This is a genomic window from Rhodococcus sp. 06-221-2 (assembly GCF_002258365.1).
GTDB classification, from domain to species: Bacteria; Actinomycetota; Actinomycetes; order Mycobacteriales; family Mycobacteriaceae; genus Rhodococcoides; species Rhodococcoides fascians.
The window spans coordinates 20,848-41,016 of record NZ_NOYJ01000017.1; the positions used below are offsets into that span (position 1 = coordinate 20,848).

Genomic DNA, 20,169 nt, shown 5'->3' on the forward strand with positions numbered 1-20,169 from the left:
GGTCAGCCCAGTGGCGGTGCCGCCGCCCGAAGCCGCTGGGTGCCGGAGTCGACGGTGAAGCCCGCTCCCCAGTACACGCCGGTCCGCGGATCCTCCTTGGCGGTGAGGAACCAGTGGTCCATCCGAGCCGCCGTCTTGGTGACCTCGAAGACGCCGAAACCGTGACTGTCGAGGTCGACGAACTTCACGTGCTGGTTGAGCGCCTTGAACGCTTCCTCGGCGACCCGGCCCAGCGTGTGCGGCGGAGTGTGCGTCAGATCGTCGATGTTGGCCGAGCTCACCGAGGTGACGACGAGCTCGGTGGCAGCCGGTTCCGTCGTTGCGTAGTGCGCTGCGTCGAGGGGTACCTCGCAGGCCCAAGCGGAGTGGATGTCGCCGGTGATGAAGACGGTGTTGTCGACGCCTGCGTCCACGATGGCACCGAGCAGCTTGCGGCGGTCGGCCGTGTATCCGTCCCAGGGATCTGCGTTGTAGGGCAAGCCGCCCTCCGGGATTCCGAGGAGCGAGGTGACGGCCCTGGCTGCGTCTCGATCGAGCGGTGGGATCAGAGTGGGCGTGATCATCACCGGGTTGCCGACGATCTTCCACTGCGTCGGCGACGACACGATGCCGTCGGTGAGCCACTGCATCTGCTCGGCACCGGTGATGGTGCGGTTCGGTGAATCGACCTCGGGGCCGTTGAACGGCAACACCTGCTGCGAGCGGTAGGTGCGCAGGTCCAGCATCGAGAGTTCGAGCAAGTTGCCGAACCGCAGCCTGCGGTACAGGTGACGGTTGGTGGCAGTGCCTGCTGCCCGGACCGGCATCCACTCGTAGTAGGCCTTCTCGGAGTTGGCCTTGCGCGTGTACCAATCGCCCTCGGTGGCCGGCGTGTGGTTTTCGGCACCGCCGTCGTACGCGTCGTTGGCCGACTCGTGGTCGTCCCACGTGCAGATCCACGGCACCCCGACGTGGGCGGCCTGCAAGTCGGGATCGGACTTGTACTGACCGTGCCGCTGGCGGTAGTCGGCAAGGGTGACGATCTCGTGGGCGGGCGAATGCTGCCGGACGACGCCGTCGCGCCCCGGAAATCCGCCCGTCTCGTACTCGTAGATGTAGTCGCCGAGATGGACGATGGCGTCGAGGTCTCCCCTGGCAGCCAAATGCCGGTAGGCACCGAAGTAGCCCGATTCCCAGTTGGAGCACGAGACGACGCCGAAACGCATCGCATCGATGTCGGCATCGTTGGCCGGGGCGGTGTGCGTGGTCCCGACGGCCGACGCCGCGTCGTTCGTGCGGAAATCGTAGAAGTACGTGGTGTCTGCACTGAGGCCGTCGACGTCGACTTTCACGGTGTGATCGGTATCGGGGCCGGTGGAGACGGTTCCGGAGGCGACGACGCCACTCATGTCTACGTTCCGGGCGATGCGCCAGGTCACCGATACCTGCGGGCCGACGCCGGAGCCTGGGGTGGCGTCGGGCGTGGGGGTGATGCGGGTCCACAGAATGATCGCGTCGGGCAACGGATCTCCCGATGCCACCCCGTGCAGAAAGCCTCGGTCGCTGCCTTGGGCGTGGGCGACCGCGGGCAGTGTCGTGACGACTCCGGCCACGGCAACGGCCACCGACGACGAGCGAAGAAACGTTCTTCTGGACAGCGCAGAATCAGCGGGCATCGGGTCAGTCCATGCGATGGATCGTCGGTGGTCAAGTAAGGCGCGCCTGGGTCGGCCACAGTGTTCACCAGCCGGCCATGCTGCGGACGCTGGTTTGCCGTCGTCGCTGCGGGAGAACACTCCGAGAATGGACGCTCTGTGGTTGTTCGGTGATCAGCTCGGCCCGCACTTCCACTCTGTGGACGAGCATGCCGAGCGTGACGTGCTGATGATCGAGTCCCGGCGCGTGTTTCGACGCCGGCGATACCACCGACAGAAGCTCCATCTCGTGCTGTCGGGGATGCGTCATCTGGCCGACGAGCTGGGTGATCGCGTCACTTATCTGCAGACCGAGACGTATCGCGAAGCCCTGGCCGAGTACGGCAAGCCCGTGGTGGTGTTCGAGCCCACCTCGCATGCGGCGGAGAAGTTCGTCGCTGCCTTGCACGAGGAGGGTCTGGTCTCGGAAATTCTGCCGACGCCGATGTTCGCGCTCCCCCGGGCCGAGTTCGCCGACTGGGCGGCCGAGCGCGGCACCTTCCGCATGGAGACGTTCTACCGCGAGCAGCGCAAGAGATTCGATGTGCTGATGGACGGTGCCGACCCGGTCTCTGGCAAATGGAACCTCGACGCCGAGAATCAGTCGCCACCCCCGAAGGGTCGGCTGACCCTGGGCGTGGGAGAACCGTGGTGGCCGACCGAGGATGCCATCGACGACGAGGTGCGTGCCGATCTCGATTCGTGGGAGTTGGACACCGTCGGTGTGGACGGGCCTCGCGTGTTTGCGGTGACTGCTTCTGAGGCCTCGGAAGCGTTGGCGCACTTCATCGATTACCGCCTGGACGACTTCGGCAAATACGAGGACGCGGTGATGGCCGACGACTGGACGATGTCGCACTCGCTGTTGTCGGTCCCGCTCAACCTCGGTCTGCTGCAACCGTTGGACGTGGCACACGCCGCCGAGGACGCCCATCGCGACGGCACCCCGCTGGCGAGCGTGGAGGGCTTCGTTCGGCAGATCCTGGGCTGGCGCGAATACGTGTGGCACCTCTACTGGCATATGGGGCCGGAGTACCTCGAACGGAACAAACTCGAAGCCCATGAGCCACTGCCGGATTGGCTGACCGAGTTGGACGGCGATGCCGTGGTGGCGAAGTGCCTGTCGTCGACAGTGGACGGCGTGCGCGACCGCGGCTGGGTGCACCACATTCCGCGGTTGATGATCCTGGGAAACTTTGCGCTGCAACATGCCTGGGACCCACGAGCGTTGACCGAGTGGTTCGCCACGGCTTTCGTCGACGGATTCGCCTGGGTGATGCCGGTGAACGTCATCGGCATGAGTCAACACGCAGACGGCGGCGTGATTGCCACCAAGCCCTACGCCTCGGGCGGGGCGTACCTCAACCGCATGACCGACTACTGCAAGCCGTGCGAGTTCAACCCGAAAAAGCGACTGGGCGACGACGCTTGCCCCTTCACCGCCGGCTACTGGGCATTCGTGCACCGACACCGAGAGATGTTGGCGCTCAACCACCGTACGGCGCGACAGGTGTCATCGATGAACCGATTGAGCGACCTCGAGCAGGTGTTGGAGCAAGAACGCCAACGCGAGGTCTACTGACGCGCCCCGGCAAGTTGTGCACGGCCGGACCCTGTCGAGTGGTCTCTGTTGGTATCGAATGCGCAACGCGCACCACTATTACTAGGGCGCTGCCACGGGAGCCGGCCGTGTTCCAAAGCTCCTTGTCGCGGCAGAATGGCGGTCTGGCGCGATCGTCGGAGAGATCGAGCATCTACAACGTGCCACTGACAGGTTTCGATTCCCGAATCCTTATGCAGGGCAATAGTTTTCGATTGCACCATCATTGCGTATCGAACGCACGTTCGATACACTTCTTCCTATGACCACGGAGATCTGGCAACTGAGCGAAGCAGAACTGCTCGCCGACGCTGCCGCGGTCTCCCACGACATCCAATTGCTGGAAGCCCGGCGGATCGCATTGGTCGCCGAGATCGACACCCGCGTCTCCCGAGAGAAGCTCGGGTTCCCCGGGCCTGCCGGTTGGCTCACCTCCACCACGCTGCTCACGCCCAGCAAGGCGAACAAGATCGTGGCCCTCGCTCGCGGGTTGAAGAACTTCCCCGACATCGCCGACGCCGTCAACACCGGCGTCATGTCCGTCGACCACGCCGCCCTGATCCTCACCTTCGCCGAAACACCACCGAAGAACCTCCCGCAAGAGGGTCGCGACATCGCCCGCAAAGCCATGATCACCGCCGCCACCGGGCCCGGTGCACGCACCGACAAGATCCGTGAAGCGATCACCAAACTCGAAGACACCTACGGCAGCGACAAGCCGCCCCCTGAGGACACCGACCGCAACGAACTGTTCGCATCGAAGATGCTCAACCAACGCCTGTGCCTCAAGGCCGACTTCGATGCCGTCACCGCGGAAAAGCTCTTCACCGCACTCTCACCGCTGACCGAACCCCGGCCCGCAGCCGACGGCACCCCCGACGAACGCAGTCCTGCGAGGCGACGCGCCGACGCATTCGGGCAGATCCTCGACCACTACCTCGCCTCGAAGGATCGCCCCACCGAAGGCGGCGAGAGACCCCACATCAACCTCCACATCCGGTTGCAGGACCTCCACAGCCTGAGCGGTCAGAACACCGACGACATCACCGACGACGAAACCACCCGCGCTGCAGCAGAATCCGACAACGCCGATCCAGCCGACCCGGTGGACATCGACGCCGGCAACCCGATCCACTCCGACCCAATACGATCCGACCCGACCGAGTCGGACGCGGCGGATGAACTCGAGACCGACAGCGCTGCCGGACCGAGCCAGGACCGCGGCGCGTATCGGGACCTGTTCGGCGACGGCACGTCGGTCGGGTGGCTACCGTGGATGGGACCACTCTCCCGCAACACCTCTCGCCAACTGGCCTGCGACTGTGTTCTCACCGCGATCGTCATGGACGAGAACGGCAACCCGTTGAACCTCGCCCGCACCGCCCGGACCGTCACCGCGAAACAGAAACGAGCATTGACTGCCCGCGATCACGGTTGCGCGTTCCCGGGCTGCGGAAAACCCGCCGCCTGGACCGAAGGTCACCACATCTGGCACTGGGCCGATGGTGGCCCCACCGATATGGACAACCTCGTCCTCCTGTGTGGATTTCACCACCGACTCATCCACCACTCCGAGTGGGAAGTGTTCATCGGCACCGATCAACACCCCTGGTTCGTACCCCCGGCATCCGTCGACCCGTACCGAGAACCCCGGCAATCTCACGCCCGAGCAGGCCCCCACATCGCATAGTCCCCTCGAACGCACACCAGCCCCGCACCGAGAACACGGTGCGGGGCCGGAAGAGATTGTCGAGCTCGGCGTTTCGATCAGACACTGCGTGCTTCCTGCGCATGTAACACGACCTGCGTGAAGCCGATCCTGTTCGTCTCCGCTCCGATCGAGCGACCGGTGACCTACTTCGCGTCTAGCTTCGCGACCGCCTCGTCGATCATCGGCACGTAGCGCTCGAGTGCCCACGGCACTGTCAGCGGGTTGATGATCGACGACCCGGTGACGAAGGACTGATCCGTCGGCGCAACGACCGAACCGCGGGACACGGCCGGAATCTGCTTGTAGGCAGGCTGATTCTCGGTATCGGTGCGGTTCTGCGGATCTGAGTAGAAGGTGAAGATCAGATCGGAGTCGTTCAACAGATTCGCGTTCTCCAAGCCGATCACCGACGAGTCGGTGCCCTCGGTCTCGTCGAGCGTGTTCACCACCGGATCGACCTGCAGCCCGAGACCGCGGACCATCGCGACGCGCTGCTCGTCGGCGAGGAACACTCCAAGCGTTCCGGGACCGGTGTTGTAGATGTACGAAAAGCTCACGTCCGAATACTCGGGGTGCTGGGCGGCAGCGTCGGCGAAGCGGTCCTCGATCTTGCCGATCTCATCCGCCGCCTTCTGCTCCTCGCCCATGGCCTTGCCGATGACGGTGATCTGGTCCTGCCACGTCGTGGTCCACGGCTTCTCCTCGTAGGCGACCACCGGGGCGAAGGCACTGAGCTTGTCGAACTGATCCTGCGTGACGCCGGACCACGGTGCCAGAATCAGATCCGGTTCGAGAGCCGCGACGGCCTCGATGTTCAATTCGGTTCCGCCCGTGAACTGCTGAGGAAGCTCGGCACCCAATTCGGTGACCGCGTCGTGCACCCACGGGAGGTAGCCGGTGTCGTCGGCACCCCAGGAATACTCCTCGACGCCCACCGGGACGGTACCCAACGCGATCGCCGTTTCGGCCGAGCCCTGGCCGAGCGTCACGATGCGCTCCGGCTTCTCGGTGATGACGGCCTGACCCAGCGCCGAATCGATGGTGACGGCCGCGAAGTCGCTGCCCGCCTGTGGTTCCTCAGCGGTATCGGTACTCGAACACGCACCGACCACAAGGGCCGACACCGTGAGCGCGGACAGCAGGGTTGCGCGGCGCGCAGTCCGTCGACCGGTCGGTGAAACAGAGAACATGGTTACCTTTCGACAAGCAAAGGGACTTTAAAGTAACCCTAGGCTAACCTCTCATCCGGATTCAAATGCGCTGCACAGCGGGCGTTCGCTACGGTGGGGGCATGAGCCTCCCTCGCCCCGCACCCGACCGGACTGCCGTCGTGACCGGAGCGTCTTCCGGAATCGGTGCCGCCATCGCTCGCGAACTCGCCTCCCGAGGTCACGGGGTCACCCTCGTCGCCCGCCGCGCCGACAAGCTCGACGAGCTTGCGGACGAGCTCCGCTCGCGGGGAGTTCGCGCAGAGGTGCTCGCAGCAGACCTGTCCGATCGCACCGCCCGCGCCGAATTGCTCGGGCGCATCACCGAACTCGGCCTGATACCGGACATCCTGGTGAACAACGCCGGGCTGTCGACGCTCGGCCCGGTGGTCGAATCCGACCCCGAAGCAGAGATGAACATGATCGAGGTCGACGTGGTTGCCGTCGCCGATCTCTGCACTCGCTTCCTCCCCGGCATGACCGAGCGACGACGCGGAGCTCTGCTGAACGTGGCCTCCACCGCCGCGTTCCAGCCGCTTCCCGGCCAAGCGGGCTACGGCGCATGCAAGGCGTTCGTTCTCTCCTACACCCAGTCTCTGACCGGAGAACTGCGCGGAACCGGCGTGACCGCCACCGCGCTGTGCCCAGGACCGGTGCAAACCGGTTTCGGCGAGGCCGCGGGCTTCGCGAAAGACGACGCCGAGAAGGCACTGCCATCGATCATGTGGGTGTCGGCAGAAACGGTGGCCAAGACTGCCGTCGACGACATGACCAAGGGACGGATGGTGTCGATCCCCGGGCCCGCCAACCGCATCGGATCGATCTTCGCCCAGATCACCCCGCGAACATTGTTGGTGCCCATGCTCACTCGTATTCATCCAGGCCTGAAGAACGGCGCATCCTCATGAGCCGCGAGTTCACAGTGTCCGACAGCGTCGTAGTCAACGCCGACGCCGACACCCTCTACGCTGCGATCAGCGACCCCACCAAGATGGGCCGGTGGAGTCCCGAAAATACCGGTGCCACTGTGCACGATCCTCGCGAGAGCGCCTACGTGGGAATGGTATTCGACGGAACCAACAAGCGCGGCCGGGCGAAGTGGATCACTCGCTGCACCGTGACCGCAGCCGACCCAGGCAAGACCTTCGAGTTCCGCGTCCACGCCATCGGTAAGAGCGCTCCGAAGATCAAGGGCGCTAACGCAACCTGGCGATACGACTTCGAGCCAGTCGCGGGCGGCACAAAGGTCACCGAAACCTGGACCGACGACAGAACGAAATGGCCCGATGCCCTGGCGCTCGTGTTCGACAAGATCGTCACCAGCGGCAAGACGTTCCCACAGTTCCAGCGTCGCAACATCCGAAAGACGCTGGAGAACCTGCAGAAGCGTTACGCCTGACGACTATGCCTGCCGGGTGTACAGGCCGAGAACGTACGACGCCTGCCCGGCATGCTGAAGGTCGTCGGAGACCACGGACACCAGGCGCGCACCCAACGTGACCGGCGGATCCCAGTTCTCGTCGACGATTCGGTCCAGATCGTCGGTCGAGATACCGCTCAGGTACGCAACGGTTTTCGAGTACACGGCGTCGTGGTATTCGCGCAACAACTCGGCGCTCGAGGTGACCTGAGCCACGTCGGAGGACGATTGGCCGTACCCGATGTCGGACTTGTCGAACGGCAATCCGAAACGCTCGAACCACGATTCCGACGTCCAGACCTGTTCGCTCCCGGCCACACCCGCGATGTGGTCGTCTTGCACACGCGTCAGGTGCCACAGCAACCACGCGATGCTGTTGGCATCGGCGTCGGGCCGATAGGTCAACGCGGCAGCGGGGATGTCGTCCAACACCGAGTGAACGAGTTCCTTGATTCGACCGAATGCGTCGGTCAGCAGGTCGTTGTGGTTCATCGAGTACGCCTCTTTCGTCGAGCACTGATAGCCAGTCATGCATACCCCGATTGCTTCGAAGGGAACATCGGGGCCCTCCAGGCGCGTTGAACCCGGTATGACTTCTCCAGCAATTGTGTACACCCGCACCGGCGATTCGTCCGTCCTCGAACCGAAAGATCGCGAGGTGACCGAGCCGGCCGCAGGCGAAGTGCGCGTGCGCGTCGTGGTTTCGGGCGTCAATCCGACGGACTGGAAGAACAGGACCGGTTCCGGCCCGGGCGAGAAGCTGGCGTTCGACGAGGTGGTTCCGAACCAGGACGGTGCCGGAGTGATCGACGCCGTGGGCCCTGATGTCGAGGGGCTGGCCGTAGGAGATCGAGTCTGGGTGTACCTGGCCCAGCATCAGCGTCCGACCGGAACGGCGCAGAAGTTCACCAACCTTCCCGCATCACGTGTGGTTGCTCTGCCCGACGGCGTCAGCTTCGACGTCGGCGCGAGCCTCGGCGTACCCGCGATGACGGCACACCGCGCACTGACGGTGTCGGAGGACGGCCCGTCTCGCTTGCATCCCGGCGCATTGGAAGGCAAGTCGGTACTCGTCGCCGGTGGCGCCGGTGCCGTCGGCCATGCCGCGATCCAATTGGCCCGCTGGGCAGGCGCGACCGTGGTGACGACCGTCAGCGGACCGGAGAAGGGCGCACTGGCCACCGCTGCCGGCGCGCACCACGTGGTGAATTACAAGACCGGAGACGCCGCCGCTGACATCCGCGAATTGGTGCCCGGCGGAATCGATCTGGTGGTCGAGGTCGCTCCCGCACAGAACGCCGCACTCAACGCGGCCGTGGGAGCGAACCGAGCATCCGTAGCCGTCTACGCCAACAACGGCGGCGACACCATCACCCTCGACGTCCGGCCGAACATGGTGCTCAACACTCGCTACCAGTTCGTGTTGCTCTACACCGTGGGCGACGAGGCTCTGCGCAACGCCGAGGCGGACGTCAGCGCAGCGGCGGCAGCAGGTGTGCTGGAGGTGGGCGAAGCCACCGGCCTCCCTCTGCACCGCTTCCCGCTGAGCGAGACCGCGGCTGCTCACGACGCCGTGGAGAACGGAACCGTCGGCAAAGTGCTGATCGACGTCTCCACCGAATAACTCAGGTGATGACCGGCAACGTGGACCATGGGAAATTGATCCACTTGTCGGTCTCTCGCCACGAGTAGTCCGGCTGCACAATGGTTCTGGGCTTGGTGTAGATCACGGCCGACCGCACGTCGGCCGTGTGCGCCTTCAGTAGATCGATCACCAGCGCCAGGGTGCGGCCGGAATCGGCGACGTCGTCGACCACGAGCAGCTTCTTGCCGACGATCGCGTCGGTATCCAGAAGTGGTTCGAGCACAACGGGATCAGGCAGGGTCTCTTCGATATCGGAGTAGAACTCGACGTTGAGGGTGCCGGCAGCCTTGACGCCCATGGCGTAGGAGATGGCACCGGCAGGGATGAGTCCGCCGCGGGCGATCGCGATGACGATATCCGGAACGAACCCGTCGCCCACGATCTTCTTCGTCAGATCGCGCGAGGCGTCTCCGAAGGTCTCCCACGTCAGTACTTCGCGTTCCGGTTCGGTCATGACGGATTACTTTACCCAAGGCCTATTTTTGCCGAATGAGCAAATTCGTTTGCGCTCGGGGACGACAGCGGGCAGTCTCGAACCATGGCCGACCACACACTTGCGCACACTCATCCAGCCGACCCGACCCACCCGGAACCGGATTTCGAGAACGGTGCCTTCGACGAATCGTTCTGGGACAACCTCTACAACCAACGCACCGCCATCTGGAGCGGAAATCCCAACGCCGTGTTGGTACAGGAAGCGTCCGAGCTGATTCCGGGCCGCGCCCTGGACATCGGCTGCGGTGAAGGTGCCGACTCACTCTGGCTGGCCGGCGAAGGATGGAACGTGACCGGCGTCGACATCTCCGATGTGGCTCTCGGCCGCGCTCGCGCCGCACAGCAGGCACTCGGGTCACAGACGCTCGCGGTGGATTGGCGTCAGGAAGACGTTCTGGACTGGACTCCCCCGGCCGCGGCGTTCGATCTGGTGTCGGTGCACTTCTTGCAGGTGCCGCCGGACGAATTGGAACTGACCACCCGCAGGTTCGCCGCGGCGGTCGCGACGAAGGGCCGTCTACTGATCGTCGGGCACAGTCCCAGCGACAGCCACGCCTCGCAGCATCCGGCCAAGCACCGACTGTTCGCACCGGAACCGGTCGTCGCTGCGGCGGGCGACGGGTTCGAGGTGATCCACGCCGAACACCGCACCCGGACGACGCCGGACGGCGACGAGCGAATCGACACAGTGGTGGTGCTGCAGCGCCGGTAAACTCTTCGCAGTGATCTCGCAGTCGACGTACCGAATTCCCCTGGCCGTCACGTTCGTCGTCGCGCTGATCGTTCTCTTCACCCCCGCGTCCGGGGTGCCTTCCGGCTTTCAGCACAGCGACAAGATCATTCATTGCATCCTGTTCGCTGCTCTCGCCTACACCTCCCGACTCGCCGGCGTCGGCTGGGTCAGCACCGCACTGTGGGTGTCGGCGTTCGCAGTGGTATCGGAGTTCCTGCAGGCGATCCTGCCGCTCGGTCGCTCCGGATCGGCCGCCGACGCACTCGCCGACGCCGTCGGTATCGCACTGGGCCTGGTCGCAGCGAGCAGGGTTCTACCGCAGCGCGTCCGCAAGGCACCGCACCTGCACTAGACTGAGACGGCACCGGGGTTCCTCGGCCAGCGCGAACACTCCGGAAGGAACGTCATCACCTCGTCTTCTGCCCCGCACGATATCTACCTCGTTCCACCGGAGCACGAGACCAACGATGCCGTCACCCGAGAATCCGACGCTGCCGCCGCGCGCTTGAGCGAACGGTCCGACGTCGTCAGCCACGACGGCCGCTACGCACTGACCATCACCTCGACCACCCCGCACCAGGCGATGGTCGAAGATCTGCTGTTCGTGCGCGCCGTGCTCGACGCCGCGCGGATCAAGTACCTACTGGTGCGCGGCAACGACGAGCGTCCCGTCATCGCCATAGAACTGGCCGCTCGCGAGGCACTGACCACGGCCCTGGTGCATGCCTGCCGCGCCGAGCCCTTCTACTCCAAGACCGTCGACGCCCGCGGAAAAGCGGTACTGGTAGCCGATGGCACCTTGTCGCCGTCGTCGAACGCACGCATCGTGCGGCTCTACCGCCCACGTGTCGAGCCGTTCAGCGGGCTCTACTACGGCGCATCGACCGCGGTGCAGATCGAGCTGTGGTCGTTCTCACCGTCCGAGATCGTGCTGCCGATCGAGAACTCGCTCACTCGCCGCAACATTCGGCCCGACGAGGCCGTCCGCGGCACCGTCGAGCGCTTCGGCCGAACCTGGCCGACCATCGAGAACATGTTCGCCGACCACGCGTCGGACATCAATTTCGACATCGACATCGTGTTCTCGTGGGTCGACGGTTCGTCCGCGGAATTCCAGGCCCAACGCGCTCGTCGGATGGCGAACTACGTCGTCGGCGAGGGCGACGATTCGGCCGCCCGGTACCGGCAGATCGACGAGCTGAAGTACGCACTGCGGTCGATTCACCTGTACGCGCCGTGGATCAGGCGCATCTTCGTTGCCACCGACTCACCGAGGCCGGCGTGGCTCGCCGACCATCCCAAGGTGACGTTCGTGCCGAGCGAGGCGTTCTTCGTCGATACCTCCGTACTGCCGACGCACAATTCGCAGGCCGTCGAATGCCAGCTGCACCACATCCCCGGGTTGTCCGAGCACTTCCTGTACTCGAACGACGACATGTTCTTCGGTCGCCCCGTCAGCCCGTCGATGTTCTTCTCCCCCGGCGGAATCAGCATGTTCATCGAGGCGACGACGCGAATCGGATTGGGCTACAGCGACGCCGACCGCAGCGGCTTCGAGAACGCGGCACGCGTGAACCGTCGGATCCTGCAGGACCGCTTCGGGATGACGACCACCCGGCACCTCGAGCATGCGGCAACGCCGTTGCGCCGCAGCGTGATGCAGGAAATGGAGAACGAGTTCCCCGACGAGTTCGCCTCCACCGCTGCCAGTGCATTCCGCGCGAGTACGAACATCTCGGTCACGAATTCGCTGTACCACTACTACGCGCTGATGAGCGGACGCGCCGTGGTCCAGAAGGATGCGAAGGTTCGGTACATCGACACCACGTCCGTCGCGGGTCTCGAGTTGATGGAGAAGCTGCTGCCCAAGCGATCGGTCGACTTCTTCTGCCTCAACGACGGCAGCTTTCCGGAGGTCGACCTCGATCTGCGCACGCGCACCGTGACGCAGTTCCTGGACAAGTACTTCCCCATCGTCGCGCCGTGGGAACGCACCCCGAACTAGGCGTCGCTGAACAACTTTCGACGGGCGCTGTCGGCAATGGTCACTCCCGCTGCGTCGAGCCGACGCGCGGTCTCCTCTGCCGACACTGCCTCTCCCACAGTGTCGTACGAGCCCGTCGGCACCACCGAATGGACGACGGTGTCGTCGTAGAGGTGAACCAGGTTGTAGCCCTGGGCTCCGTCGCGACCGCGTAACCCGCCGGCGGGAACATTGAGATCCTGGGTGTAGCACGTGGCCGACGCGACCGAGACGGGAATGCCCGCGAACGTCGCTGTCGTCGAATAGTGCAGATGTCCAGCGAGTATCGATCGCACGTCGCTGCCGCGCAGCACGTCCGCCAGGCGCGGCTGATCGATGAGCTCGACCAGAACTGCGAGATCGAGCACGGTCGGTACCGGCGGGTGATGCATCGCCAGGATCGTGCCGAACTCGGCAGGGGTTGCGAGAGTGTTTGCGAGCCAGGCCAATTGCTCGTCGGCGAGCTCACCGTGATGCTTTCCGGGGACGGTCGTATCCAGGGTGACGATGCGAAGCCCGTCGACGTCGTGCACGCGATCGATGGACTGCCCGCTCGGTTCGGCGTCGAGCAGGGTCCGACGGAACGTCGCGCGGTCGTCGTGATTGCCCATCGCCCAGACGATCTGCGCGCCGAGCTCCTCGGCCACCGGCTCGACCAGAGCGCGGAGCTTCTCGTAGGCGCCCGCCTCGCCCTTGTCCGTCAGATCACCGGTGAACACCAACGCATCGGGCCGCACCCCCGAGTTCCGAACATCGGTCATCACCTGTTCGAGCCGCAACTCACTGTCCACGCCGCCGTACAAGCGACCGCCGCCGTCGACGAGATGCGTGTCGCTGATGTGCAACAAGCAGTGATGGGGACGTGGGTACTCGGCCATCCGAGACTTCATCGAACTCTCGCTCACGATCGGACCTACCGTTTCACGATCACCCGGTCGGGCGAACGCCACTGCCACAAGCCAAGCATACGAGCGTTCACTGAGAAAAAGCTGGTCGAATCCGGACGGTGAACACCGTGGAAACTCCTGGCGTGTGGCAGGTTGAGAACATGACGTCTTCCAAGTGGACCTCCCTGCTCGCAGCCGCGGCACTGACCGTGGGCACGATGCTCGGGATCGGCGTGGCTCCGGCCGCCGCGCAGGGCCTGCCGACCGTTGTCCTCGTGCACGGTGCCTTCACCGACAGCACCAGCTGGGACGGTGTCGCGGCCGACCTACGCGGCCGCGGCTACCCCGTCGTCACCGCCGAGAACTCACTGCGCGGCCCGGCGATCGATGCGGCTTCGGTGACCGACGTCGTCGAGAACATCGACGGGCCCGTGGTGCTGGTCGGCCATTCCTACGGCGGCACGGTGATCAGCAACGTGCACGCGGACAACGTGGAGGCACTGGTCTACGTCGCGGCGTTCATGCCGGTCGAAGGCGAACCCGTCGCCCTCGAACTCGACCCGTTCCGATTCCCCGTGACGGCTCTGGTCCCACCCGTGATCGGGCTGTCGATCGTCGACGATTCGACCAACCTGATCGGCAAGAACGTCGACTCGTACATCACGCCCGCGCTCTTCCGTCCGTTCTTCGCCCCCGACGTCACCGAGGAGCAGGCCGCCCGCATGGCGGCACATCAGAAGACCATCGCCGCCGGTGCCTTGCTCGAACCGAGCGGTGCGCCGTCCTGGGCGCATACGCCGTCGTGGGCGCTGATCCCCCAGCAGGATCAGATCATCCCAACCTCTGCCGAACGGTTCATGGCGCAGCGGGCCGGGGCCCGGGTGACCGAGGTGCCGGGCTCGCACGCCATCCTGGTCTCGAACCCCGCGGCTGTGGCCGACCTTGTGGTGCAGGCGGATTCGGGTAGCTGACGCGTCCGACAGACGACAACGGGCCCGACCACCTGGACGAGGTGGCCGGGCCCGTGTTCTTCTACCGGATCAGATTCCGATGAGGTCGTGATCGCCGACCTTGTCCGACAGGATGCGCAGGTGCTCGTCGGCCCCACCGAGAGTGTGCTCGATGGCCACGAGCCGACTGGTGTAGTGCCCGACGGGATATTCGGCCGTGACGCCGATTCCGCCGTGCAACTGAATTGCCTCCTGGCCGATCTTGCGACCGGAACGAGAGATCTGCAGTTTGGCGCGCGAGGCGATGGTCGTGTCGACATTGCCGTCCGCCAACGACATGGTGGCGTACAGGCTCATGCTGCGGGCCAGCTCGAGCAGCACGTACATGTCCGCCGCGCGGAAGGTGAGCGCCTGGAACTTGGCCAGCGGAACCCCGAACTGCTTGCGCTGCTTGAGGTAATCGGTGGTCAGCCGCAGCGCCTCTTCCATTGCTCCCACTGCCTCGGCGCACAGCGCGGCCTGTGCGCGCACCTCGGCACCGGTGATCGCCGCGGCTGCGTTCTCGGCCGAACCCAGCGGTTCTGCAGCAACGTCGGAGAATTCGATCTGCGCGGCGCGCTGACCGTCGTGGGTGGCGTACGACTTGCGGGTCAGCCCGGTCGCGTCGCCGTCGACGACGAACAATCCGGTTCCACCGCCGGGAAGCACGGCACTGACGACGATGACGTCAGCGCTGCCGCCGTGCGGAACCGGGTTCTTGACGCCGCTGATCGACCACGATCCACCGTCCTCGGTCGCCGTGGTGGCAACCTCGACGTTCGGCCAGCGACTGCCGGATTCGTTGTGCGCGAACGCCAACATCGACGAGCCCTCGGCCACGGGTGGCAGAAGTCGCTTGCGCTGATCGGCTGAGCCGAGCTCGGAGATGAGCCCGCCGGGCACGAGAACGGCGTCGAGAATGGGCTCCGGCGCGAGCCGTCGTCCGACCTCGGTCATGACCGCCATGATCTCCACGGGACCGGCGTCCATCCCGCCGTCGTCCTCGCTGAACGTCAGACCCAGCAGACCGACCTCGGCCAGTTGCTTCCAGACGTCGGTGCTCCACCCCAGCTCACCGGCCACGATCTTGTTGCGCTTCTCGGTGTCGTAGGCGCGCGAAAGAACCTCACGGGTGGTGTCGCGCAACAGTTTCTGCTCTTCGTTGAGTTCGAAATCCATGTCTTCAGATGCTCCCTTACAGTCCGAGAATCGCCGACGCGATGATGGTGCGCTGAACCTCGTTCGAGCCGCCGTAGATCGAGACCTTGCGATAGTTGAGGTAGTTCGGTACCGACCGCTGTGCCCAACCGTCGCTCTCGATGTCCTCGCCTGCCTCGTAGGGCAAGGAGTCCGGCCCGGCGATGTCCATCAGCAATTCTGTTGTGGTTTGCTGCAATTCGGAACCCCGCAGCTTCAGAATCGACGATGCCGGGTTCGGCTTGCCGTCGTCCGAGCTCGAGACCATCCGCAACTGGGTGAGCTCGAGGGCGAGCAGTTCGTTCTCCACCTCGGCCAGCTTGGCCGCGAACAGTGGATCCTCGAGCAGCGTCCCGGTGCCGACCTTCGTCTGCGCGGCGTGCTTCTTCGCCTGTCCCAGTCGAACTTTGGTGTGTCCGGCGCGGGCGACGCCGGTGCGCTCGTTGCCGAGCAGGAACTTCGCGTAGCTCCAGCCCTGGTTCTCCTCGCCCACGAGGTTCTCGGCCGGGACGCGGACGTTGTCGAAGAACACCTCGTTGACCTCGACGCTGCCGTCGACCAGCTTGATGGGACGCATCTCGATGCCGGGGGTGTTCAGATCGATGAGCAGGAACGAAATTCCGGCCTGCTTCTTCGGTGCATCGGGGTTGGTGCGTACCAACGCGAAGATCCAGTCGGCGTACTGGCCGAGAGTGGTCCACGTCTTCTGGCCGTTGACGATGTAGTCGTCACCGTCACGAATGGCGGTGGTACGCAGCGAGGCGAGATCCGAACCGGCCTCGGGCTCGGAGAACCCCTGACACCACCAGATGTCGAGGTTCGCCGTCTTCGGCAGGAACTTCTCCTTGATCTCCTGCGACCCGAACGTCGCAATGACCGGGCCCACCATCGACGCGTTGAACGCCAGCGGCTCGGGTACCGAGGCCAGCTGCATTTCGTCGAGCCAGATGTGACGCTGGACCGCAGACCAATCGCGGCCACCGAACTCCGCAGGCCAGTGCGGTACTGCCAGTCCGTTCTCGTTCAGGATTCGCATGGTCGTGACCACTTCGTCCTTGCTCAACTCCTGACCCGTCGCGTTCTTCTCGCGAATCTCGGCGGGGATCTTCGTGGTGAAGAACGTCCGCATCTCGTCGCGGAACGCGGCCTCTTCTTCTGTCAGGGCAAGATTCATCGACAATCCTCCGTGCTCGTTCGCTTATCTCGGTATCGACCGTACTCCCTGGTAACTCTGGGATATTCTCCGCTCACTATGACTTTTCTGGCGCTGGTTCGGCACGGTGAAACGAACTGGAATTTGCACGGCCGCCTGCAGGGCTCTTCGGACATCCCTCTCAACGACACCGGACGAGCTCAGGCCCGCGAGGCGGGCTACGAACTGGAGTTCCGTACGTGGGATCACCTGGTCAGTTCGCCGCTGGTCCGGGCCGCGGAAACCGCCGACATCATCGGGACCCATCTGGGCCTGAACCGAACCGCCGAATTCCCGGATCTGGCCGAGCGTCACTTCGGTGACGCCGAGGGATTCACCGACTGGGACGCGTACTCGCATTGGCCGGACGGGCGATACCCGGGCCTCGAGCCACGATCGAATCTGATCGTCCGGGGCGTGCGAGCCGTCGACGAGATCGCCTCGCGCTACCCCGACTCCGCGGTGATCGCCGTGGCCCACGGTGGCGTCATACGAGCCATCTTCGACGCCATCCGTCGACGACACTCACCCCGCATACTCAACGCCGGTGTGTCCACACTCGAACACGACGGCACCCGATGGACGGTTCGCACCATCAACGGCGTTGCGGTCTGACAGGATTTCCGTTCATGGAGATCGAACGTCGCATCGCCCAACTCGGCTTCGAGCTGCCCGGTGAACCGAGCGCACCACCGGGATTCGAGTTCTCCTTCGATTGGGTTCGCGTGCGCGGCAGCCGCGTCTTCGTCTCGGGTCATTCGCCGCTCGCACCGGACGGAACCCTCGCCGGTCCGTTCGGTGCAGTGCCGTCCGAAGTCGACCTCGACGCCGCCACCGACGCCGCGCGTGACACCGCCCTCGCGGTATTGGGCAGCCTCGCCCGTGCCATCGGAGATCTCGATCGAATCAGCGCGTGGCTGACCGTCACCGGCTCGGTCAACGCCGATCACGGCTTCACTCAGACCACCACCGTCGTCAACGGGTTCTCCGATCTGGTGTTGGCGATCTTCGGACCCGAGGTCGGTGCGCATGCGCGGACTGCGCTGGGAGCGGCCGCATTGCCGATGAACAACACCGTCGTCGTGTCAGCGGAACTGGAGATCGACGGGTAGGTTTTTCTCCACTCGTCATTACAGCGAAAGCAGGCCTAGATGGTGCGCAGATCCACTCTGGTTCTGGTCGCGATTCTGATCGGCATACTCGGATTGTCCGGGTGTAGTTCGTCGTCGCAATCCCTCCTGGACCGAGTGCGCGACGACGGTGTACTCGTCGTCGGCACCGAGGGCACGTACAGCCCGTTCAGTTATCAGGGCGGGGACGGCCAACTCACCGGCTACGACATCGACGTCATCAACGCGGTCGGCGACGAACTGGGCGTCCGCGTCGACTTCGTGCAAACCCCCTTCGACTCGATCTTCGCCGGGCTGCAATCGCAACGCTTCGACCTGATCGCGAACCAGGTGTCGATCACCCCCGCCCGGCAGTCGACCTACGACCTGTCCAAGCCCTACACGGTGTCCGAAGGCCAGATTCTCACCGCCGCGAACAACACCACGATCACCTCGACGGCCGATCTGGCCGGCAAGACCACCGCCCAATCGTCGACGAGCAACTGGGCCGAGGTCGCTGCCGACGCGGGCGCGAACGTCGAGGCGGTCGAGGGATTCGTCCAAGCGGTCGCGCTCGTCAAGGACGGCCGGGTGGACGCCACCGTCAACGACTCGCTCGCCATCGCCGAATACCTGCAGCAGACCGGCGACACGGGAGTGCGGGTCTCCGGAAACACGGGCGACACGACGCTGCAGTCCTTCGTGGCCCGCAAGAACAGCGGCCTGATGGAGGAGGTCGACGCGGCCATCGACACCCTCCGTGACAACGGCACCATCGCCGAGATCTCGAAGAAGTACTTCGGCAGCGACGTCGCGGCACCGACCGCCGACACCGCGGCACCGGTGAGCGAGGACGCAGGAACCACTGCGCCGTCGAAGATGCAGTTGGTACTCGACAACCTGTGGCCGATGCTCAAGGCGACGGTCACCATGACGATCCCGCTGACCGCCGTCAGTTTCGTTGTGGGACTGGTCATCGCGCTGGCCGTGGCACTCGCCCGGATCTCGTCGATCAAGCCCCTCGCCGCAGTGGCCCGGTTCTACGTCTCGATCATTCGCGGCACTCCCCTACTGCTGCAGCTGTTCATCATCTTCTACGGCCTGCCGCAGTTCGGCATCGTGATCTCGCCGTTTCCGGCGGCGGTCGTGGCGTTCTCGCTCAATGTCGGCGGCTACGCAGCCGAAGTCATTCGCGCTGCGATACTGAGCGTGCCCAAGGGCCAGTGGGAGGCCGCGCAGACGATCGGCATGGGATACCGAACCACGTTGCAGCGCATCGTGCTTCCGCAGGCACTGCGTACCGCCGTGCCGCCGCTGTCGAACACATTGATCTCGCTGGTCAAGGACACCTCGCTGGCATCGACCATCCTGGTGACCGAACTGCTGCGCGTCGCGCAGCTGGCGGCGGCTCCGACGTTCGACTTCTTCACGCTGTACTCCGTTGCCGCCCTGTACTACTGGGTGATCTGCATAATTCTCTCGTTCTTCCAAGGCAAACTCGAAGTCCGACTCGACAGGTACGTGGCGAAATGACAGACCTGCTGGAAGTATCCGCACTGAAGAAATCGTTCGCACCGATCGAGGTATTGAAGGACGTCTCGTTCACCGTGCCGTCGGGCACCGTCACCGTCATCATCGGGCCGTCCGGCTCCGGCAAGACCACAGTGCTGCGAACGCTCAATGCTCTCGACCGAGCCGATGCCGGCCTGATCCGCATTGGCGACGTGTCGGTCGACTTCGCCGAGCCCGTGGACGCCGCGCGACTGCGCCACTTCCGCGCGCAGAGCGGCATGGTGTTCCAGAGCCACAATCTGTTTCCCCACAAGACCGTGCTGCAGAACATCATCGAGGGACCGGTGATCGTCCAGAAGCGGTCCAAGGACGACGCCACTCGCGACGCACACGCGATCCTCGACCAGATCGGTCTCGACGCCAAGTCCGATCAGTACCCGTTCCAGCTTTCCGGTGGCCAACAGCAACGCGTCGGAATCGCCCGGGCCCTCGCCTTGCGCCCCAAACTGATGCTGTTCGACGAGCCGACCTCCGCACTCGACCCCGAACTGGTCGGCGAAGTACTGGGCGTCATCAAAGGCCTTGCCGCCGAAGGCTGGACGATGGTGATCGTCACCCACGAGATCCGCTTCGCCCAGCAGGTGGCCGATCAGGTGCTGTTCCTCGAGAACGGCGTCGTCGTCGAACGCGGGACGCCCGAGCAGGTTCTCGCGAACCCGACCGAGCCCCGTACCCGACAGTTCCTGCAGCGAATCTTGGCGTAGAGGGGCTGCGC

General features: G+C 64.6%; 20 protein-coding genes. 13 read left to right on the forward strand and 7 right to left on the reverse strand.

Features of this window, described 5'->3' with window-relative positions:
- Positions 1-2: 2 nt before the first annotated feature.
- Entirely contained in the window at positions 3-1,655 is a 1,653-nt protein-coding gene (locus CH281_RS09985) for an alkaline phosphatase D family protein (RefSeq protein ID WP_094694039.1), read from the reverse strand.
- A 127-nt stretch (positions 1,656-1,782) separates the two neighbouring features.
- On the opposite strand from CH281_RS09985, the gene CH281_RS09990 reads away from it, so the two are divergent.
- Both CH281_RS09990 and CH281_RS09995 read left to right on the forward strand, forming a co-directional pair.
- Positions 1,783-3,255: a cryptochrome/photolyase family protein gene (locus CH281_RS09990; RefSeq protein WP_094694041.1), complete on the forward strand. Its 1,473-nt coding sequence runs from the start codon at positions 1,783-1,785 to the stop codon at positions 3,253-3,255.
- A 280-nt stretch (positions 3,256-3,535) separates the two neighbouring features.
- The gene (locus CH281_RS09995; RefSeq protein WP_094694043.1) at positions 3,536-4,963 is read left to right on the forward strand and encodes an HNH endonuclease signature motif containing protein; all 1,428 of its coding nucleotides are present in this window, start codon (positions 3,536-3,538) and stop codon (positions 4,961-4,963) included.
- Between the two features lie 164 nt (positions 4,964-5,127).
- Here the strand turns inward: CH281_RS09995 and CH281_RS10000 are convergent, their stop codons facing one another.
- Positions 5,128-6,174: an iron-siderophore ABC transporter substrate-binding protein gene (locus CH281_RS10000; RefSeq protein ID WP_094694045.1), complete on the reverse strand. Its 1,047-nt coding sequence runs from the start codon at positions 6,172-6,174 to the stop codon at positions 5,128-5,130.
- Positions 6,175-6,275: 101 nt separating this feature from the next.
- On the opposite strand from CH281_RS10000, the gene CH281_RS10005 reads away from it, so the two are divergent.
- Both CH281_RS10005 and CH281_RS10010 read left to right on the forward strand, forming a co-directional pair.
- On the forward strand, positions 6,276-7,100 hold the full coding sequence (locus CH281_RS10005; protein WP_094694047.1) for an SDR family NAD(P)-dependent oxidoreductase: 825 nt from the start codon (positions 6,276-6,278) through the stop codon (positions 7,098-7,100).
- Positions 7,097-7,591: an SRPBCC family protein gene (locus CH281_RS10010; RefSeq protein ID WP_027497982.1), complete on the forward strand. Its 495-nt coding sequence runs from the start codon at positions 7,097-7,099 to the stop codon at positions 7,589-7,591. The genes CH281_RS10005 and CH281_RS10010 overlap by 4 nt, the downstream gene beginning before the upstream one ends.
- Before the next feature lie 3 nt (positions 7,592-7,594).
- On the opposite strand, the gene CH281_RS10015 is transcribed toward CH281_RS10010, so the two are convergent.
- Positions 7,595-8,104, reverse strand: a complete 510-nt coding sequence (locus CH281_RS10015; protein WP_094694059.1) for a mycothiol transferase — start codon at positions 8,102-8,104, stop codon at positions 7,595-7,597.
- Between the two features lie 97 nt (positions 8,105-8,201).
- Here CH281_RS10015 and CH281_RS10020 point away from each other — a divergent pair, with 97 nt between their 5' ends.
- Positions 8,202-9,236, forward strand: coding sequence for an NADPH:quinone reductase (locus tag CH281_RS10020; RefSeq protein ID WP_057472871.1), 1,035 nt, complete (start codon positions 8,202-8,204; stop codon positions 9,234-9,236).
- A gap of 1 nt (position 9,237) precedes the next feature.
- On the opposite strand, the gene CH281_RS10025 is transcribed toward CH281_RS10020, so the two are convergent.
- Positions 9,238-9,711, reverse strand: a complete 474-nt coding sequence (locus tag CH281_RS10025; protein ID WP_027497985.1) for a phosphoribosyltransferase — start codon at positions 9,709-9,711, stop codon at positions 9,238-9,240.
- 84 nt (positions 9,712-9,795) lie between these two features.
- Between CH281_RS10025 and CH281_RS10030 the strand changes: the two genes are divergently transcribed.
- From CH281_RS10030 to CH281_RS10040, 3 genes are all read left to right on the forward strand, one after another.
- On the forward strand, positions 9,796-10,464 hold the full coding sequence (locus CH281_RS10030) for a class I SAM-dependent methyltransferase (RefSeq protein WP_094694049.1): 669 nt from the start codon (positions 9,796-9,798) through the stop codon (positions 10,462-10,464).
- A 10-nt stretch (positions 10,465-10,474) separates the two neighbouring features.
- Positions 10,475-10,837 (forward strand): VanZ family protein, encoded by a 363-nt coding sequence (locus CH281_RS10035; RefSeq protein ID WP_048315843.1) that lies wholly within the window; start codon positions 10,475-10,477, stop codon positions 10,835-10,837.
- Between the two features lie 153 nt (positions 10,838-10,990).
- Positions 10,991-12,490, forward strand: a complete 1,500-nt coding sequence (locus CH281_RS10040; RefSeq protein ID WP_176457011.1) for a stealth family protein — start codon at positions 10,991-10,993, stop codon at positions 12,488-12,490.
- Here the strand turns inward: CH281_RS10040 and CH281_RS10045 are convergent.
- The gene (locus tag CH281_RS10045; protein WP_032371934.1) at positions 12,487-13,398 is read right to left on the reverse strand and encodes a phosphodiesterase; all 912 of its coding nucleotides are present in this window, start codon (positions 13,396-13,398) and stop codon (positions 12,487-12,489) included. The genes CH281_RS10040 and CH281_RS10045 overlap by 4 nt on opposite strands.
- Before the next feature lie 158 nt (positions 13,399-13,556).
- Here CH281_RS10045 and CH281_RS10050 point away from each other — a divergent pair, with 158 nt between their 5' ends.
- The gene (locus tag CH281_RS10050; protein ID WP_094694061.1) at positions 13,557-14,366 is read left to right on the forward strand and encodes an alpha/beta hydrolase; all 810 of its coding nucleotides are present in this window, start codon (positions 13,557-13,559) and stop codon (positions 14,364-14,366) included.
- A gap of 69 nt (positions 14,367-14,435) precedes the next feature.
- Here CH281_RS10050 and CH281_RS10055 read toward each other — a convergent pair whose 3' ends face one another.
- Both CH281_RS10055 and CH281_RS10060 read right to left on the reverse strand, forming a co-directional pair.
- Positions 14,436-15,563: an acyl-CoA dehydrogenase family protein gene (locus tag CH281_RS10055; protein ID WP_032375479.1), complete on the reverse strand. Its 1,128-nt coding sequence runs from the start codon at positions 15,561-15,563 to the stop codon at positions 14,436-14,438.
- 16 nt (positions 15,564-15,579) lie between these two features.
- Positions 15,580-16,755 (reverse strand): acyl-CoA dehydrogenase family protein, encoded by a 1,176-nt coding sequence (locus tag CH281_RS10060; RefSeq protein ID WP_027497991.1) that lies wholly within the window; start codon positions 16,753-16,755, stop codon positions 15,580-15,582.
- Between the two features lie 78 nt (positions 16,756-16,833).
- Between CH281_RS10060 and CH281_RS10065 the strand changes: the two genes are divergently transcribed.
- Genes CH281_RS10065 through CH281_RS10080 form a run of 4 tightly spaced genes read left to right on the forward strand, consistent with a single transcriptional unit; the run spans position 16,834 to position 20,158 of the window.
- Positions 16,834-17,388, forward strand: a complete 555-nt coding sequence (locus CH281_RS10065) for a histidine phosphatase family protein (protein ID WP_027497992.1) — start codon at positions 16,834-16,836, stop codon at positions 17,386-17,388.
- Between the two features lie 14 nt (positions 17,389-17,402).
- The gene (locus tag CH281_RS10070) at positions 17,403-17,885 is read left to right on the forward strand and encodes a RidA family protein (RefSeq protein ID WP_094694063.1); all 483 of its coding nucleotides are present in this window, start codon (positions 17,403-17,405) and stop codon (positions 17,883-17,885) included.
- Positions 17,886-17,924: 39 nt separating this feature from the next.
- Positions 17,925-19,415 carry an ABC transporter permease subunit gene (locus CH281_RS10075; RefSeq protein WP_081701652.1) on the forward strand — a complete coding sequence of 497 codons (1,491 nt, stop codon included), beginning with the start codon at positions 17,925-17,927 and terminating at the stop codon, positions 19,413-19,415.
- A complete protein-coding gene (locus CH281_RS10080) occupies positions 19,412-20,158 on the forward strand; it encodes an amino acid ABC transporter ATP-binding protein (RefSeq protein ID WP_048315850.1) in 747 nt (248 codons plus the stop codon). The genes CH281_RS10075 and CH281_RS10080 overlap by 4 nt, the downstream gene beginning before the upstream one ends.
- The last annotated feature ends 11 nt before the right edge of the window (positions 20,159-20,169 follow it).